Source organism: Solirubrum puertoriconensis, assembly GCF_001483135.1.
Lineage (GTDB): Bacteria > Bacteroidota > Bacteroidia > Cytophagales > Hymenobacteraceae > Solirubrum > Solirubrum puertoriconensis.
On sequence record NZ_LNAL01000008.1, the window covers coordinates 72,540 to 89,470 of the forward strand.

General features: G+C 59.5%; 21 protein-coding genes. 9 read left to right on the plus strand and 12 right to left on the minus strand.

What is annotated here, in order from left to right; genetic code table 11:
- The first annotated feature begins 43 nt into the window (after window positions 1-43).
- From ASU33_RS14430 to ASU33_RS14440, 3 genes are all read left to right on the plus strand, one after another.
- Window positions 44-880, plus strand: coding sequence for a glycoside hydrolase family 25 protein (locus tag ASU33_RS14430; RefSeq protein WP_059071570.1), 837 nt, complete (start codon window positions 44-46; stop codon window positions 878-880).
- 115 nt (window positions 881-995) lie between these two features.
- On the plus strand, window positions 996-1,385 hold the full coding sequence (locus ASU33_RS14435; protein ID WP_059071571.1) for a septal ring lytic transglycosylase RlpA family protein: 390 nt from the start codon (window positions 996-998) through the stop codon (window positions 1,383-1,385).
- A gap of 24 nt (window positions 1,386-1,409) precedes the next feature.
- Window positions 1,410-1,607: a hypothetical protein gene (locus ASU33_RS14440; protein ID WP_059071572.1), complete on the plus strand. Its 198-nt coding sequence runs from the start codon at window positions 1,410-1,412 to the stop codon at window positions 1,605-1,607.
- Window positions 1,608-1,689: 82 nt separating this feature from the next.
- Here ASU33_RS14440 and ASU33_RS14445 read toward each other — a convergent pair whose 3' ends face one another.
- Window positions 1,690-2,112 (minus strand): DUF6799 domain-containing protein, encoded by a 423-nt coding sequence (locus ASU33_RS14445; protein WP_059071573.1) that lies wholly within the window; start codon window positions 2,110-2,112, stop codon window positions 1,690-1,692.
- A gap of 246 nt (window positions 2,113-2,358) precedes the next feature.
- On the opposite strand from ASU33_RS14445, the gene ASU33_RS14450 reads away from it, so the two are divergent.
- Both ASU33_RS14450 and ASU33_RS14455 read left to right on the plus strand, forming a co-directional pair.
- Window positions 2,359-3,312, plus strand: coding sequence for a DnaJ C-terminal domain-containing protein (locus ASU33_RS14450; protein WP_059071574.1), 954 nt, complete (start codon window positions 2,359-2,361; stop codon window positions 3,310-3,312).
- 20 nt (window positions 3,313-3,332) lie between these two features.
- Entirely contained in the window at window positions 3,333-3,656 is a 324-nt protein-coding gene (locus ASU33_RS14455) for a chaperone modulator CbpM (RefSeq protein WP_160328203.1), read from the plus strand.
- 100 nt (window positions 3,657-3,756) lie between these two features.
- Here ASU33_RS14455 and ASU33_RS14460 read toward each other — a convergent pair whose 3' ends face one another.
- From ASU33_RS14460 to ASU33_RS14485, 6 genes are all read right to left on the minus strand, one after another.
- A complete protein-coding gene (locus tag ASU33_RS14460; RefSeq protein WP_059071576.1) occupies window positions 3,757-4,491 on the minus strand; it encodes a ZIP family metal transporter in 735 nt (244 codons plus the stop codon).
- Between the two features lie 35 nt (window positions 4,492-4,526).
- Window positions 4,527-5,276, minus strand: coding sequence for a class I SAM-dependent methyltransferase (locus ASU33_RS14465; RefSeq protein ID WP_059071577.1), 750 nt, complete (start codon window positions 5,274-5,276; stop codon window positions 4,527-4,529).
- Between the two features lie 146 nt (window positions 5,277-5,422).
- A complete protein-coding gene (locus tag ASU33_RS14470) occupies window positions 5,423-5,818 on the minus strand; it encodes a hypothetical protein (RefSeq protein ID WP_059071578.1) in 396 nt (131 codons plus the stop codon).
- A gap of 51 nt (window positions 5,819-5,869) precedes the next feature.
- On the minus strand, window positions 5,870-6,514 hold the full coding sequence (locus ASU33_RS14475) for a hypothetical protein (RefSeq protein WP_059071579.1): 645 nt from the start codon (window positions 6,512-6,514) through the stop codon (window positions 5,870-5,872).
- A 118-nt stretch (window positions 6,515-6,632) separates the two neighbouring features.
- Entirely contained in the window at window positions 6,633-7,493 is an 861-nt protein-coding gene (gene nadC / locus ASU33_RS14480; protein WP_059071580.1) for a carboxylating nicotinate-nucleotide diphosphorylase, read from the minus strand.
- Between the two features lie 94 nt (window positions 7,494-7,587).
- Entirely contained in the window at window positions 7,588-7,986 is a 399-nt protein-coding gene (locus ASU33_RS14485) for a DUF4783 domain-containing protein (RefSeq protein ID WP_078063160.1), read from the minus strand.
- A 142-nt stretch (window positions 7,987-8,128) separates the two neighbouring features.
- On the opposite strand from ASU33_RS14485, the gene gpmI reads away from it, so the two are divergent.
- Together gpmI and ASU33_RS14495 are read left to right on the plus strand one after the other, a co-directional pair.
- A complete protein-coding gene (gpmI, locus tag ASU33_RS14490; protein WP_059071582.1) occupies window positions 8,129-9,673 on the plus strand; it encodes a 2,3-bisphosphoglycerate-independent phosphoglycerate mutase in 1,545 nt (514 codons plus the stop codon).
- A complete protein-coding gene (locus ASU33_RS14495; RefSeq protein ID WP_149867239.1) occupies window positions 9,666-10,250 on the plus strand; it encodes a hypothetical protein in 585 nt (194 codons plus the stop codon). Before gpmI ends, ASU33_RS14495 begins: the two co-directional genes overlap by 8 nt.
- A gap of 18 nt (window positions 10,251-10,268) precedes the next feature.
- Here ASU33_RS14495 and ASU33_RS14500 read toward each other — a convergent pair whose 3' ends face one another.
- From ASU33_RS14500 to fumC, 5 genes are all read right to left on the minus strand, one after another.
- Window positions 10,269-10,793 carry a hypothetical protein gene (locus ASU33_RS14500; RefSeq protein WP_149867240.1) on the minus strand — a complete coding sequence of 175 codons (525 nt, stop codon included), beginning with the start codon at window positions 10,791-10,793 and terminating at the stop codon, window positions 10,269-10,271.
- Between the two features lie 89 nt (window positions 10,794-10,882).
- Window positions 10,883-11,308, minus strand: coding sequence for a secondary thiamine-phosphate synthase enzyme YjbQ (locus tag ASU33_RS14505; RefSeq protein ID WP_059071585.1), 426 nt, complete (start codon window positions 11,306-11,308; stop codon window positions 10,883-10,885).
- 70 nt (window positions 11,309-11,378) lie between these two features.
- Window positions 11,379-12,899 carry a hypothetical protein gene (locus tag ASU33_RS14510; RefSeq protein WP_149867241.1) on the minus strand — a complete coding sequence of 507 codons (1,521 nt, stop codon included), beginning with the start codon at window positions 12,897-12,899 and terminating at the stop codon, window positions 11,379-11,381.
- Window positions 12,900-13,046: 147 nt separating this feature from the next.
- A complete protein-coding gene (locus ASU33_RS14515) occupies window positions 13,047-13,487 on the minus strand; it encodes a hypothetical protein (RefSeq protein WP_059071587.1) in 441 nt (146 codons plus the stop codon).
- Between the two features lie 153 nt (window positions 13,488-13,640).
- Window positions 13,641-15,044, minus strand: coding sequence for a class II fumarate hydratase (gene fumC / locus ASU33_RS14520; protein ID WP_059071588.1), 1,404 nt, complete (start codon window positions 15,042-15,044; stop codon window positions 13,641-13,643).
- 897 nt (window positions 15,045-15,941) lie between these two features.
- On the opposite strand from fumC, the gene ASU33_RS14525 reads away from it, so the two are divergent.
- Both ASU33_RS14525 and ASU33_RS14530 read left to right on the plus strand, forming a co-directional pair.
- On the plus strand, window positions 15,942-16,301 hold the full coding sequence (locus tag ASU33_RS14525) for a cytochrome c (RefSeq protein ID WP_160328204.1): 360 nt from the start codon (window positions 15,942-15,944) through the stop codon (window positions 16,299-16,301).
- Between the two features lie 72 nt (window positions 16,302-16,373).
- On the plus strand, window positions 16,374-16,907 hold the full coding sequence (locus ASU33_RS14530; RefSeq protein WP_059071590.1) for a YceI family protein: 534 nt from the start codon (window positions 16,374-16,376) through the stop codon (window positions 16,905-16,907).
- Window positions 16,908-16,931 lie beyond the last annotated feature (24 nt).

Consider the following 16,931-nt stretch of genomic DNA (forward strand, 5'->3'; position numbering starts at 1 on the left):
CGCTCTTAGCACCGTTTACCTCATGCCAAGTACCCGACGTTCTGTGCCCGTTTCGCCCCGGCCCCGCCCGGCCCCGAAGCGCCGCTCGTGGCTGCCGGCTGCGCTCTGGACGCTGGTAGTGGTGCTGCTGGGCACGGGTGCTTTTTACTGGCACTACCGCCGCCAGATCCACCGCTACGCCCGCCGGGCCTGGGCCACCTTCACGGCGGAGCAGCTTACGGGCCGCGAAAAAACCCCGCTGCTTTCGGGCTACTCGGTCCACGGCATCGACGTGTCGTCGTACCAGGGCCGCATCGATTGGGACGAAGTATCGCGCCACAACGTGCGCTTCGCCTTCATCAAAGCTACCGAGGGCGTGAGCCTGCGCGACCGGCGTTTTCAGCGGAACTGGGGCGCGGCCAAGCAGGCGGGCATCGTGCGCGGCGCTTACCACTACTTTCAGCCCAATTACGACGGTACCGACCAGGCCAACCTATTTGTGCGCACCGTGCCCCTAGGTACCGGCGACCTGCCGCCCGTGCTCGATGTGGAGCACCCCGAGTTTCATGACGTGGCCGTGATGCGCCGCAACGTAGCTACTTGGCTGCGCCTGGTGGAGCGGCACTACGGCGTGCGGCCTATCCTATACTCCAACTACAGCTTCTACAAGCGTTACCTAGCCGGCCACTTCGATAAATACCCGCTGTGGCTGGCCCACTACGAAGTGGAACGCCCCAGCCTGCCCCGCGATAAATGGATTATCTGGCAGCACTCCGACGAGGCCTACATTCCGGGTATTCGCGGTGCTGTCGACTTCAACGTGTACCAGGGCAGTTATGAGCAGCTGCTTTCGATGCGCATTCCGGATGCGGCGGGTTCTCCGGCCGGCCAGGCCAACTAGTGCCCCCTGTGGCACCGAGGCAACCGAGCTTCCGGCAGGGTTTTGGCTCGTCGGTTAGCAACAATCCGCCATACGGGTCTATTTTAGGCTTCGGTTGAGCTTGTGTTCGTTGCTTATGGTATCTGCTTACTCCCGATTGTTTTTCTCCTTGGCCCTAGGTGCCAGCCTGTTGGTGGGCTGTGCGGGCAGCAAGGCCTACACCGAAACCGGCAAAGCCTCGTACTACGCCGATAAATTCGATGGCCGCAAAACGGCTAGCGGCGTGCCTTACCGGCCGGGCAAGCGCACAGCGGCGCACAAAACCTTGCCTTTTGGCACAGTGGTGCGCGTTACAAATCAGCAAAACGGCCGCTCGGTAAAAGTGACCATCAACGACCGCGGCCCGCACGTAAAAGGCCGCGTAATTGATCTTTCGAAGAAAGCCGCCCGTAAAATTGGGGTTGATAAGGCAGGCGTGGCGCCGGTGCAAGTGCGCGTGGTGCGCCAAGCCAGCGCTGCCCGTTAGCTATCTACTTTCTCCTTCAACCTCATGCGCATCCGTAAAAAAGTAAAATGGACTGTGCCGCCCGCCACTGCCGAGCGGTTTGTGGTTCTCAGCCAATTCATCAAAGCCGCCGAACAACAAGGCTGGACGGAGCAGGAAGTTCAGTTTGTGATTGACGAGGTGGTAGAAGCGCGCGACGATGCCGAAGCCCGCGACATCCTGGCCGACTACACCTTTTCCTAAGTTCTACCCTAGGTACGAAAACGCACAAGAGCCCGCAGCAGCAACTGCGGGCTCTTGTGCATGGGCGGAGTGCAAATACGGTTTAGCCTTTGCGCTTTGATTTAACCTTGGCTTTACCGGATTGACCTGCTTTTACGGCTTGCATCAGGCTGTCCTGTTCGGCCTTCATGCGGGCTGTGGTAATGCGGCCGCTCAGCGACATGTAATCGCCTTCTTGCAGCTGCGAGGTGTTGCCATCGGCCATTACTACTACGCCATCGGCCTGTACTTTGGTACCGTTTGGGAAATCCTTAATGTTAGGGGCGGTCAGCTCGACCGTGTGGCCGTGCTCGGTCACCATTACCTTGCCTTGCTGCATGGTTACGCCGTCTTTAACGCCGGCGTTCTTCATTACGGGTCGTGGCGCGGGGGTAGCCGCTTTGCGCGGCGCCGGCCGGGTTTGAGCCTGTGCCGACAGCGTGAGGGCCAAGGCACCTAGGGTCAGGAGCGAGAAGAGAATTTTCATGTGTGGGTAGGAATGCAGAGAGAGCATTGAAGTTAACTACTGGCACGTTACCATGCTACTACCGCTTGCGCAATGCCTCGCCCAGAACGTGGTGGTAACCAGAGGCAATAAACGCGCCAGCTTGGTTGCACCTAGCCCTTCGAAAAAAGCAACCTAAACCCAACTGCCCTCGAATTATGAACTCTGGCGGCTGCTCGCGTCTTTGGCAGCCGATAAGCACCTAGCCCACGCGCAGCCCTGCCGGCCATGGAATACAAAGACTACTACAAGATTTTGGGCGTTGAGAAAAACGCTACCAAAGACCAGATCAAGAAGGCCTACCGCAAGCTCGCGCGCCAGTACCACCCCGATGTAAACCCCAACGACGCCGAGGCGGAGCGCAAGTTTAAGGAGGTGAACGAGGCCAACGAAGTACTCAGCGACGACGACAAACGCCGGAAGTACGACCAGTTGGGCGCCGACTGGCAGCGCTATCAGCAAGCGGGCGGCCGCGGCGGCTTTGGCGGGCAAGGTGGCTTCGATTGGTCGCAGTATGCCAACCAGGGCGGTGGGTTTGGCGGCTTCGGTGGTGCCCACGATTTTGCCGATGCCGGCGACTTTTCCGACTTCTTCAGCTCCTTTTTCGGGGGCATGGGCGGCCACGGCCACGCCCGCGCTGCGCGCCCCGCCGCCGGCCACGATTTGCAGGCCGAAATGGAGCTTACCCTCGACGAAGCATACCACGGCGGCCCGCGCACCGTGGTGGTGGGCGAGCGAAGACTACGCATCAACATTAAGCCCGGCGTGGAGGATGGCCAAACCATTCGGCTGCGCGACCAAGGAGCGCCCGGCCGCAACGGCGGCCCCAGCGGCTCGTTGCTTATCACCTTCCGCATTCAGCCCGATGCACGCTACGTACGCACCGGCCCCGACCTGACCATGGATGTGCCCGTAAGTCTGTACAAAGCCCTCCTGGGTGGCGAGCAGGTGGTGGAAACCCTAGGTGGCCCGGTGAAAGTGAAAATTAAGCCCGAAACGGCCAACGGCACCCGCCTGCGCCTGCGGGGCAAGGGCTTTCCGGTGTACGGCCACGCGGGCCAGCATGGCGACTTGTACCTGCGCCTGCAAGTGCAATTGCCCCAGCACCTCTCGGCACAAGAGCGTGAACTGTTTCAGCAATTGGCCCAGCTCCGCGGCGAAGAGGTAAGCCAACCTTCCTAATCCAGCCCATCACCATGACCATGCGCTACATCACCCTTTCCTTTCGCGACTGCGCCACTGCTTATGGCCTTCCCGAAGAGGCGCTGCAGGAACTGGCCGACCTAGGATGGCTGCGGCTGCAGCCGCAACCTGCCGCCGAGCCGCTTATCGAAGACGAGGCCGAGCACTTGGCCCGTATTGCGCGCCTGCACCACGAGCTGCACCTCCCACCCGAAGGCATTGATCTAATCTTAAACATGCGCCAGCGCATGTTGCAGCTGCAATACGAGCTGCGCCGCCAAACAGCTCGTGCTACCCAGCTCGAGGCTTGGGTACGCCGCCACCCCTCTACCGATGTGGATTAGTTAAGGCGTTTTTTCAGCTTGCTATTTTGTGAATCACGAGTTTAAGAGTTGTCGGAATAGAACTCCTAGACTCCTACCCTCGCTAACTCATTAACTAACCCTAGTGGCTGTTTGCTAGTAAAGCCAGCGCCGCACCTAGGAGCGTAGCCAACAGCTTGCGCACGTTAATCTTATGCTCGGGGCTGACCTCGAACAAAATGGTAGTAGACACGTGCAGAAAATTGCCGCTCACCAAGCCCAGCAATGCCGGGTACCAGCCGCCCTGCTCCTGTGGGTTCAAACCGCTGTAGTGGCTCCAGAGCACACCTAGGGGCGCCGCGGCCGCAAACAGCATCAGCCAGGGTAAGGCCCGGCCAAAGCTGCCAAGGCGCGTTACCAGCACCGCCATCAGGGCAAAAGCGGCTGGTATGTGGTGCAGCGCCACCCCAGCCAGCACGGCATAAAAGCCACCGGGCACCTCGGTGTGCGGCTGGCGCACCAAAATGCTGCCCTCCAAGAAAGCATGTAGCGTAAGCGAGCTAAGCAGCAGCCACGGTACCCCGGCATGGGCATGTTCGGCGTGTACGTGCTGGTGGCCGTGCTCCACGCCCTGCGAAAACAGCTCGAGCACCAACTGGCCAAAAAAGCCGGCTAGCAAAAAGTACCCCACGCGGTGCGCCGAGCCATCGAGGGCAATGGCCTCGGGCAGCAGGTGCGTAAGCGTGAGCGTAACTAGGTAAGCACCGCTAAACGCCAGCAACGGACGAAGCCAAATGGTGTGGCTGGTGGGCACAAAGCGCGTAAGCCAGCCGGCGCCAAGCACCGTTCCGAACAGCAGCAAAAGAGCTACGAGCATGGCGGAGAAGCTGCAGCACCGCGCGCGGGGCGCGGTTACTTTTTAAGAATGAAGATCATACGAGGACTCTCGGCCTCGATGTAAGGGTTCAGGTCGTAGTCGCCCAACACCTCGCCTAGGCGCAGGCCCGCGAGGTAGAAGTACTCCCTGAATCGGTCGATGGTAAGGGCCCGCACGCGCTCCTGAAAGTGCTGCTCCCGGCCCGCGGCATCGGTAAACCGGATGTCCTTAACGATAAAGTCACGGTCGAGGTGACGGTCGATGCGGAACAGCGTGCCCTCTACCTGTTTTTGCTCGTGCGCAACCAGCTCGCGTACAGTGCGCTCGGTGTTCATAAAATCGATGACGAGCTTGCCGCCGAACTGCAGCGCATCGGCTGCGTTGCGCAGCGCCACCACGTTTTCGGCTTCCTCATCAAAGTACCCAAAGCTGGTAAACAGATTCAGGATAAAATCGAAGGGCCCCTCGGGCAAGGGCGCCCGCATATCGTGCACGAAGAAGTGCAGCCGCTCGTTCTCAAACTGCCGGGCATGGTCGATGCTCTGCGGCGAGAGGTCGATGCCGGTTACGTCGTAGCCATGCTCATTTAGGTAAATGGCATGGCGGCCCTTGCCGCAGGCCAAATCGAGCAGGCGCTCCTTCGGCTTAGGATGCAGGTGCACCAATAGCTTATCCAGAAACTCACGGGCTTCGTCGTGGTTGCGGTGCTGGTACAGCAAATGGTAGTAGGGCGAGTCAAACCAAGTGCTGAACCACTCGGCCGATTCGGCGTAGGATCGTGCCATAAGGCAGAAGGCAATAAGGCGGAGTAAGCAGCCGAGCCGCTTTAGGGGTTAGCCAGCACGCACCGGCGCCCCGGCGCAGCCACTGGCGGGCATGCCAGCGCTGCGCCGGGGCGCTCTAGCAAACAAACTGGGGCGTGGGCCGAAGCTTAGTTCTGCTTCTGTACGCCTTCCTTGTTGTTCAGGTCGTGTTGGGTCTCGGTGGGGGCCGGAGTGTTGGCCTCGCCTACTTTATTACCTGCACCGCCGGCCGCGTCGGGCGTACTGGCGGCATCGGCTTGCGGCTTATCGGGCAGGCCACGGGCGGGGTCCAGCGTCTGCTCTACTTCCATTTGCGAGTTGGCTGGCTTCTCGATAGCGCCGCCTTTGTGCTGGCTCGGCGCGTCGGTAGCTTGGTCGAAATCGTACGACTCGCGGGTACCTGGAGGCACCATATCAACCGATACTTTTTTGTCGGCGCGCCAGTCCGAAGGTTCGCTGCTGCACGAAGCCAGACCCAGCAGAGCTACGGCAGCCAGGCCCAAAATGCTTTTGTTGGAGGTCATAAAGGAGAGAATGCGGAAGAAATCAAATGCGAAATACGGAGAAATCGACCATTAGGCCGCTTTCGGTGCGTTAGGAGTTGCGCCAGCCTCGGCGGGCAACAGGTTTTTGCGGCGCAGCAGGTTCTCAAACATCTGCTGATCCTTGCTTGAGTTAAAGATGCGGGTAGGAATGTGCAGGAACACGGGCACCCACATCAGCTTGGCCAACCACAGCCGCCAGCCCGAAATGTGTTCGGCTACGTCGGGCTGCTTCAGATTCAGTACGTAGGCATCTTTGTCGCGGCGCACCGACTCAATGGTGTCCCAGTTCATGCCGCGCGGCGGGTCTTTTTCGTTGCTGCGCATGGCAATGTAGCGCGGGTCGAACTCGTAGCTCACCCGATCGAACAGCACTTTGCTTTGCTCCATTTGGGTGACACCCGTTACCTGCGCCGAGCGCACCAGCACGTACAGCACTGCTACCAATAAAGCAGCCGCTACCCACCACCACGAAAAGCTGAACACGGCCGGTAGCAGCAGCACTACCAGCGGAATAACAGCCTGCCACCAATCGCGCTTCCAAACCTGGGTAAGCGCCATGCGGGTGAAGGTGTTCTTGTCGAGTTGATGTTTTTTGGTGCGTATGGCCAGCGGCGAAGATGCTTGCTGCTGCTGAACGAATTGCCGGCCGCCACCACGCGGAATAGGAGGTTGCATGTCTAGGTAATGTGCTGATGTGGGTAAATGTGGGTAATGTGCTAGTGGACGTGCTGGAAGCCAAGGGAGTAACCTCTCATTAGCACGTCAGCACATTCCAACACATTCGCACATCGAATTAAAAGGCTTTCAGACTGAGGTCCAGGCTTTTTACGGAATGCGTAAGCGCCCCGACTGAAATAAAATCGACGCCGGTTTCGGCCACCGCCCGGATAGTATGCTCCGTGATGCCACCCGAGGCTTCGGTTGGGAAACGTCCGGCAACCAGCTCCACGGCTTCGCGCAAGGTGTCGGGTTTCATGTTGTCGAGCATGATGCGCTCGATGCCGCCTACTTCCAACACCTGCTGCACTTCCTCGATCGAGCGAGTTTCAACCACAATGGGCAGCTCACGGCCTAGCTTCTGCAAGTAGATGTGCGTAGCCTCAATAGCCTGCCGAATACCGCCCGCGTAGTCGACGTGGTTGTCCTTTAGGATAATCATGTCGAACAAACCGTAGCGGTGGTTTACGCCACCGCCAATCAGCACTGCCCATTTCTCGCAAATGCGGAAGTTGGGTGTGGTTTTGCGGGTATCGAGCAGGCGGGCTTTGGTGCCGGCCAGCAGGCTAGAGAGGTAAGCCGTGTGGGTAGCAATGCCGCTCATGCGCTGCATGCAGTTGAGCACGAGGCGCTCGGCCGTCAGGATGCTGCGGGCCGGGCCCTCAACGGTAAGCGCTACGTCGCCGTGCTTCACGCGGCTGCCATCGGGCAGTTGCACTTGCACAGTAAGCGCGGGGTCTACTTCCTGGAAGATAAGCTCAGCCAACTCTACGCCAGCCAGCACGCCCTCATCCTTCACCAGCAGGCGGGCCTGCTTGCGGGCGCCCTCGGGCACCCCGGCCAGCGACGAATGGTCGCCGTCGCCGACATCTTCGGCTAAAGCCGATTGAATAAAAGAGCGAAGGGCTTCGGGAGTGAGGTAAGGAGCGTTTTGCACGGTGCAAAAATAGCAAAAGGCCCCGACTTGAAGCCGGGACCTGCTATTGTGTTCAGACCGCAAAAGAGAGGAGGAAAGTAGCGGTCTAAACCATCTATTCGTGTGTAAAATCGATGGTGTCGATCTGCTGGCTACCCTGGGTCGGTTTCATCTTGATGAAAACGCGGTAGCTGCCACTTTTGCCGGCATATTTGCCGATTGCATATTGAATGCCTTCGTTTGAAGCGCCTTGGTGCACTAGCTCAAACGTGGCGGGCGAGTTTTTGGCGAAGAAGTCCTTCAACACAAACTCGGCTTGCGTAGCACTATAGCTCTGCTTGTCGCCGTCGAAGCCCAACTCTACCGTACCCCCAAAATACTGGGATATAGCGCGGGAAGAGCCGTTGCGAATGGCCGAGCGCACCGCCCCGAACGTATCGCCCTGGGCGGTGACTGCGGGCGTGGCCAAAGCCAAGCACAGCACAGTCAGAACTCGGAAAAACAATCGTTTCATGTGTTAAGCTGGGTTGCAGCGGCGTTTGTGCCAAAACTGTGCCAAGGTAGGCAGGTATATAAGAAGCGACAAATGGGCGGCTGCTACCCCAAAATAGTGAATCGGTGCCGTTTGCCACTTGCCTTCCCGCTATCTTTGCTTCATGAATAAACCGGTACTGTTGGTAATCCTTGATGGGTGGGGTTTAGGCACCAATCCGGCCGTGTCGGCTATTGCCGCGGCCAACACACCCTTCGTGGATTCGCTATTTCAGCGCTTTCCGCATAGCCGCTTGCAAGCTTCGGGCGAGGCTGTGGGTTTGCCCGAAGGGCAGATGGGCAACTCCGAAGTAGGCCACATGAACCTAGGCGCAGGCCGCGTGGTGTACCAGGATCTGGTGCGCATCAACAAGGCCATCCGTGAGCGGAAGCTCGGTGCCATGCCGGCGCTGCAGCAGGCCTTTGAGTACCTGCGCCAACACCCAGACAAGAACCTGCACCTGATGGGTCTGCTGTCGGACGGCGGCGTGCACTCGCACATCGAGCACCTGAAGGCCCTATGCACCCTTGCCCACGACGAGGACGTGCACCGCGTGTTTATTCATGCCTTTACCGACGGACGCGACACCGACCCCAAGAGCGGTGTGCGCTACGTAAACGACCTCGAGGAGCACTTGCAACACGGCGCCAGCGGCAAAATTGCCTCGATTGTGGGCCGCTACTACGCTATGGACCGCGACAACCGCTGGGAGCGGGTGCAAGTAGCCTACGATTTGCTCGTAAACGGCAAAGGGCAGCGCTGCACCAACCTCATCGGGGCCATGCTCGATTCGTACAAAGCCGGCGTTACCGACGAGTTTCTGAAGCCGCTGGTGAAAATCGGAGCGGACGATCAGCCGCTGGCCACCATGCAGAATGGCGACGTGGTTATCTGCTTCAACTTCCGCACCGACCGCGGCCGCGAAATCACGCAAGCCCTCACGCAGCAGGATTTCCACGCCTTTAACATGCACCGGCTGAACCTGCACTACCTCACGATGACGAACTACGACGCCACGTTCGTAGGAGTGCAGCCGATCTTCGACAAGGACAACCTGAACCTGACCCTAGGTGAAGTACTGGCCGCCAACGGCCGCACCCAGATCAGGATTGCCGAAACCGAGAAATACCCACACGTAACGTTCTTCTTCTCGGGTGGCCGCGAGGCCGAGTTTGCCGGCGAAAAGCGCATTCTGCGCGCTTCGCCCAAGGTGGCAACCTACGACCTGCAGCCCGAAATGAGCGCCTACGAGCTGCGCAATGCGCTGGTGCCCGAGTTGCGCGCCCGTACATCCGACTTTATCGTGCTGAACTTTGCCAACCCCGACATGGTAGGCCATACCGGTGTGTTTGAGGCGGCTGTGCGCGCCTGCGAAACCGTTGACGAATGCACCCGCGACGTGGTGACAGCGGCAATGGAAAGCGGCTACGCCAGCATCATCATTGCCGACCACGGCAACGCCGACATGATGATTAACCCCGACGGCACGCCTAACACAGCGCACACGACCAATCTGGTGCCGTGCATTTTGGCCGACCCCGATTACCACGGCACTCTCGCCGACGGCAAGTTGGGCGACATAGCACCTACCGTGCTGCAGATACTGGGCTTGCCGCAGCCCGCCGAAATGACCGGCGAATCCCTGCTGCGCCCTCAGGCCCATGCGTAAGGGCTCATTTCTGATACAAATGGCGGCGCTGCTCCTACTAGGGTGCAGCGCCGCCTGCTCTTCCGACCCCTCGGAGCGGCCGGCCCGACAGCCTGCCGGATACTTTGATGTGGTGGGCTTGCTCGACGCCCAAGTGAAGCAGCTGCAGCAGCAAGGCCCAATCCTGCAAAAGCGCGTGGTACTGCGCAACAATCAGCCCGAAACGAGCCGCCTTACGGCTCCTAATTGGGCCAATGAGCTACAGCTGTTTTACCAAGCCGACATCAACAAGCCTGCGTTGCGCGGCGCTTACCAAGAGTCGGCTACGGATTCGGCTGGGTTGACGCGCCGCATATTTCGCCGCCGCCCCGAGGTAGACCACCCCGTAACGGAGCTGACCGTGCTGCAAGCCGGCCCAGTGGTGCGCGAGCTTACGGCCACCGTTAGCCAGGATAACCCGCTGTTTTTTTCGGGCAAGCAGTTTCGGATGCGTTTTGGCACAGATGGCAGCCTGAGCAGCTACGAGGTACGCGGGCAGCAAAAATTAGTCGCCTTCGACACTACGCGCTACCTAGCCAACGGACAGGTGGTGCGCTAACCTAGGCGGTACGGCTGCTTAATCGAGGTAAGGCTCGATGCGCACTTTGCGCACTTGTCCGCTGCTCATGGAAGCCACTACGCGGTTCATCTGCATGTCATCGGAGATGAGCAGACTGTCGCAGCTGCCGCCTTGGCGGCGGTAGCTAGCCCCCACCCGGCTGCGCAAGGTTTGGCCATAGGGCGTGGTAAACGATACCAGCGTAGCGCTGCTAAGCAAATCCTTTTCGGGGGTACGGTAGAACACCCATCGGTTGCCGCTTTGCAGCACCGTAACCAACGTATCGGTTTGCTCAGGCGCGTGGGCGTTCTTCACGGCTTTGCGGCCGACGATACGCCCGCCGCTGCGCACGATATCGGCGGCAGTGACTTCGGCGCCGAAGGGGTCGTTGGCGGCCGCGGCGTCGGTGATGGTGCACACGCGCTTGGCCCGTACTACGGCAGACTTAGCCGGCACGGCCTGGGCACGCGCCTTCGGTACCGAGCGGCGGGGCGGCTCGGTGCTGGCTGTCTGCGGATCGTCGCGGCAAGCAACCAGGATCATTATGCCTGTTAGGAGCATACCGGGCACCATAATGTTCATGCGCAAAGGCTATTTACTGGCCTATACGCAGCTCGACGCAAAATAACTATTTAGCCCACACCCATTAAGGTAAGTACCACCCAGCGCCGGCCGCCGTCGTTGCGATGCTCGCCTAGGTACACGCCCTGCCAAGTACCTAGGGCCAGCTCGCCGTTGCTTACCGGAATGCTTATGCTGCTGCCCAACATGGCTGCCTTTAAGTGCGCGGGCATGTCGTCGGGGCCTTCGAGGGTGTGGCGGAAGTACGGGGCGTTTTCGGGAGCCGTGCGATTGAAGAACTGCTCGAAGTCGTGGCGCACCGTGGGGTCGGCGTTTTCGTTGATGCAGAGGCTAGCCGAAGTGTGCTGAATGAACACATGCAGCGTACCAATCCTTACCTGCTCCAACTCGGGCAGCCCAGCCGTGATAAGATCGGTAATGAGGTGAAAACCGCGCCGCACAGCAGGCAGGCGCATTCGTTTCTGAACGCTAATCATGAGGCAGAGTTTGGAACGTAGCGCAGCCGAACTTACGCCCACCGTTTGGCAGGAGCCGCGGAGCAGGCCACTACGGGTTTACGCGCTCGTACGCACCAGGGTCGGGGGTGGTAGCGCTGCGACCTAGGTTGCGCAGGTCGGTGCCGAGTTGCGGCAGCGGCAAGGCTCGGTTGCTGGCCGGCGACAACGTATCGAGGCGGTAATCGAAACGCGAGGTGGCGTTTTCGGGCGTGCGGCGAAACTTGGGGTTCACGTTCAGCAAGTTGCCGTTGCGCGCTAGGCCGGGTCGGCCACTGGCATCGGTGGCCGCGTCGTAGTCTTTGGTGCGCAGCACGCTGTTGCGCACGGTAATTTGCCCTAGGTACTTCTGGCTGTTCACGAAGAGCAGCTCATCCTCAACCGAGCCCCACACGATGCTGTTCTGTAGGTTGAACACCGGTAGCACGCTCAAGGTAGGTTCGCGCACGGGCAGCACATCGGCAATGGTGATGGAACGCGTTTCGCGGCGGAACTGCGGTGTGTAGTTGGCAATGGTGCAGTACTGCAGGTTGTAGGTGCCGCCCTGGAAACCACCTAGGGCATACTCGCCGCAGTTGGTAAACAGGGTGTTGCGCACGTCGAAGTCGCCCGAAAAACTCAGGATACCGCCGCCGTTGAAGCGCTGCCCACCGCTGGCAAACGTGAGCCCCGCCCCCGAAATATTGTGGATAATGGTGTTCTCGACGGTGACTTTCGGGAAAGGCTGTTGGGCCTCGGGGTTGTACACCAACAGGCCAAACGAGGCGTTCTTGATTTCGCAGAAGCGCACCACGCTGTTGCGGCTGCTGCTGGCCTCAAACTGAATTCCGGCCCATTGGCCCGGAATATCGTTGTAGAACGCCTCAAGCCGGTCGCCCTGAAAGCGCACGATGCGGCGGTCGTCGGGGCGCACCTCGCCGGTGGGCTGCAAGGTGGGGTTCACCAGCAGCGTACCGCGTATGATAATGCCCGCCCGCGAGTGGCAGTACACGCGGGTACCCTCTTCGATGCGCAGGCTGCAGCCAGCCGGCACCACCACCCCGCCGTAGATGACATGCGGCTTATCGTTGCGCCACACGGAATTGCAAGCCAGCGTTTCGTTGAAGTGGAAGTAGGCATTTTGGCCGTAGGCCACCAGCTGCACGCGCTGTTGGTTGCCGTTGGTTCGAAACTCAATGCGGTCTTCCTGCAAGAACGGCCGGTTTTGCGGCTGGGCGTTGGCACCTAGGGTAGCCTTCACCAAAATCAGCAGGCTGTCATTGCCCCGGATGGTAAGGTTTTGGACCGCGGCGCCCGAGTCGCCGTTGATGATCAGTTTGTACGGGTCGCCGTAGGGCCCAGCGAGCTTAATTTCATCTACCCGCACGGCCCGCTTGTTGCGGTTGTACACCCACAGGCGCTTGGCTACAGTGCGCGTTTGCACGAACACCGTATCGAAAGCCACGGTATCGGCCGAAAAGGCGAGTTGCGCGCTGCCGTCGGTAGTAATCAGTTCCTCTTTGGGTTCGCAGCCGGGCAACACGGTGGCAGCCAGCATGGCCAGCAAAAGCAGAACGGGTAAGAGAAAGCGCACGGCAAACGGCTAAAATGAGAAATGACTGCCCGGAGCGGCATGGGCGTTGGCTTTGCGCCTGAAACCTGCAGCGCGCCTTGCAACCATTTGAATACAAACCTACGAGTCAGCAGCTTAACAACGAAGCCAGCCTAAAGTGCCACGGTGCTAATCACGCGGAGGTAACTGCATCGATACCAGCGGTTGGCGCACCCAGCGCCGGGCCTCTTCTACCCCGTCAAAGTACATCACGTGGGGTTGTAGCATCAGGCCTTTGCTGCGTGCCGTGCGCAAAGCCGTTTGCAGTTGCTCGTGGCGCACCGCATTGGCGGGCTTAACCACGGCTACTTTGTGCAGCGGTAGCTCTTGGTAGCGCGGAAAGTACTGCTGGTGCAGCCACGCATGCTCGGTGGGCAGCAAGGCGGGCAGCCGGCGCAGGTCGCTCAGCCACGCTTGCACTTGGTAGCGCTCTGCCATCAGCAAACTCTGCCACAGGCCCTCCCGAAACTGCTCTACGCCCACATTCTCGTTCAGCCACTCGCTTTCCAGCAACCGCAGGTGCTGATCGTAGTGCATGTGCAAAAAAGGTTGGTCGTAGAGTTTAATCATGAGCACGAGCAATGTACGGTGGCGAACAGCAAGCGGCCTCGTTTAACCATAAAGTACCGCAATAGTTTAACCAATTATAAAACAGTAACGCCGCAACCCGGCTGGGCTGCGGCGTTACAACGCTTGCTCGGCCATATTATTGGCCGAATACAACTAGCGGGGCAGCTCGCCCACCATGTCTTCGGGGCGCAGCCACTGATCGAACTGCTCCTCGGTGAGGTAACCCAGCTGCAGGGCGGTTTCCTTCAGCGTCGAACCGTTTTTGTGGGCCGTTTGGGCAATTTCGGCCGCCTTGTAGTAGCCGATGTGCGGGTTCAGGGCCGTTACCAGCATCAGCGACGACTGCACGTGCTTGCGAATGTTGTCCTCGAGCGGGCGGATGCCCACGGCGCACTTGTCGTTGAAGGCCACGCACACGTCGCCGATGAGGCGGGCCGAGTGCAGGAAGTTGTAGATCATTACCGGCTTAAACACGTTCAGCTCGAAGTGACCGTTCATGCCGCCGATGTTGATGGCTACATCGTTGCCCATTACCTGCGCGGCCACCATGGTCATGGCTTCCGACTGGGTGGGGTTTACCTTGCCGGGCATGATGCTGGAACCGGGCTCGTTGTCGGGGATGAACAGCTCGCCGATGCCGGCGCGCGGCCCCGAGGCCAGCAGGCGAATGTCGTTGGCAATCTTCATCAGCGAAGCGGCCACCGTTTTCAGGGCGCCGTGGGCTTCCACGATGGCGTCGTGGGCGGCCAGGGCCTCGAATTTATTTTCGGCCGTGATGAAGGGCAGCCCCGTGAGGTCGGCAATGTGCCTGGCCACGTTCTCGGAGTAGCCGGGAGGCGTGTTGATGCCGGTGCCCACGGCGGTGCCGCCTAGGGCCAACTCCGAGAGGTGCGCCAAGGTGTTGCGGATGGCGCGCAGGCCGTGGTCGAGCTGCGAGGCATAGCCCGAAAACTCTTGGCCAACCGTCAGCGGCGTAGCATCCATCAGGTGAGTGCGGCCGATCTTGACGATGTGCATAAACTCGCGGGATTTGGCCGCCAGCGTGTCGCGCAGCTTCTCGATGCCAGGGATGGTAACCTCCACCAGCGCCTTATAGGCCGCAATGTGCATGGCCGTCGGGAAGGTGTCGTTCGACGACTGCGACTTGTTCACATCGTCGTTCGGCGCCAGCGCCTTTTTCTCATCGGTGAGGCTGCCGCCCTGCAGCACGTGGCCGCGGTAGGCAATTACCTCGTTCACGTTCATGTTCGACTGCGTACCCGAGCCGGTTTGCCACACCACCAGCGGGAACTGGTCGTCGAGCTTGCCTTCCAGAATCTCGTCGCACACGCGGCCAATCAGCTCGGCCTTTTCGGCGGGCAGAATGCCGGCGTCGCGGTTGGTGAGGGCAGCGGCTTTCTTGAGGTAGGCGAAGGCGCGTATAATCTCCTTGGGCATGCGGTTGATGTCCTGCGCAATCGGGAAGTTCTCGATGGAGCGTTGGGTTTGGGCGCCCCAGTAGGCGTCGACGGGTACCTGTACGGTGCCCATGGTGTCTTTTTCGGTGCGGAATTGCATCAGCAGCAGACGACTCGGTGAAACGATGGGAATAAGCGCGGCAAAGGTAGGCAATGAGCCCACTTGACCTACTGCCGAGCTTGACGTGCGCGCAGCCACTTAGGGCATTGGCTTGCGGGCATCTATCAACGTTACTTTTTGCGAACGGTGGGCTGCAATATCAACCTAGCACCTCACGCTTCGCACACGCGCCAATCCGCATAATATCAGTTCGGAGGCCTAAGAATTAAACTATTCAAACATGCTGTGACATTTTGGGTTTACCTGATCCTAGGCAATGTTCATCGAGCAATAGTCGAGCTTCATCGAATAGCTCGAACCAGTAGGGAGGCCTGCCGTTTAGGTTGCGCTGTTGAAATACTGCCAACTCAACACTCCCCTATGCCCAAAAACTACTATTCTACTTGCCGTTTGATTGCTTCAATGCCGCTTGGCGCTACCCCAAGTACTACTGCTGCTTCGTACGGCCTGAAAGGCCAAGAGGCCCCGCTTCCAACCTTTATAACCGCCTAGGTAAAGCGGATGGCATCGGCAATGCTATTGGGTGTATTGCCGGGCCAACCTGGTGCCGTGCCCACCGCGGTAGCAGAAAAATACTAGTTGGCTAAATCCGCTTACTGACGAGCTTCCGTACATCCGCCGCTCAGCGTGTAACTGCCTGCCGGCTTGGGTAATAATGTTGATTTAGGTGCCATAGGCCCTAGTCTGCAAGTCAGCCCACACAGCCCCTGCCCAGGACTGCTACCCGCATGCTGGCTTTCCTTTTCGCTTGCGCCCTAGGTGGCTTGGTGCTGCCCAAGGCTCCTGAGTGCCGCTCCACAGCTTACTAGCTGCCGCGGCCACTATTACCCGCTTTCTCCTCACACGCCTCAGCCGCTTGGCGGCTTCCTGTTGCATATGCACCGATACGCTCTACTCTTTTTTATGACCCTTACGGGCTGTGCCTACGATAACGTGGAGGAACTGGCCGGGCCGAAAGTACCCTGCACCACGCCCGAGCAGGTTTCGTACTCGCTTAACGTGTCGCCGGTACTCGACCGCAACTGCCGCTCCTGCCACGCATCGGTGCTGCGTTCGGGCAACTTCAACATGGACGACATGAACGAGCTGCAAATCCGCGCCCGTAGCGGCCTGCTTATGCACGTCGTCAACCACGACCCCGGCTACCCGCAAATGCCACAAGGCGGCGCGAAGCTCTCCGACTGCGACATTGCTTTGCTGCAGAAGTGGGTTGACGCTGGCGCACCGAACAACTAAATGGCCACGCTCCCGACAACCGCATTCTGGCGGCGATATGGAGGCTGGCTGCTGATAACCCTGCTCTGGTGCATGCCCGAAGCGGGTGCCCAAGGCAAGTACCAAACCCGCACGGGCACGGTCACTTTCTTCTCGACGAGTATTCTGGAAGACATCGAAGCGCGCTCGGAGCAAACCGCGGCGCTTATCGACTTGCAAGGTGGGCAGGTAGCCTTTGTCATCCCGATTAAGTCGTTCCAGTTCAAGCGCACCCTCATGCAGGAGCACTTCAACGAGAACTACATGGAATCGGAGAAGTACCCGAAGGCCACCTTCAAAGGCCAAATCCAGAACCTCGACCGCGAAGCCCTGGCCAAAGGCCTGTCGCAGCAAGTGCAGGTAGAGGGCGACCTGAACATCCACGGCGTAACCAAGCGCGTGCAGGTGCAGGGCGCGCTCGAACTGCAAAAGGGCAGCCTGCTGGTGCACGCCTTTTTCAGCGTAGCCCCGGCCGACTACGGCATCGAGATACCCTTGCTGGTGCGCGAAAACATTGCCCGCATCGTGAGCATCAAGCTGGCAGCCACTTGCGAATCGGTGTCGCAGATATCGGCCGCCAAGCCCTAACAACCCCTCATCAACTCCTACACT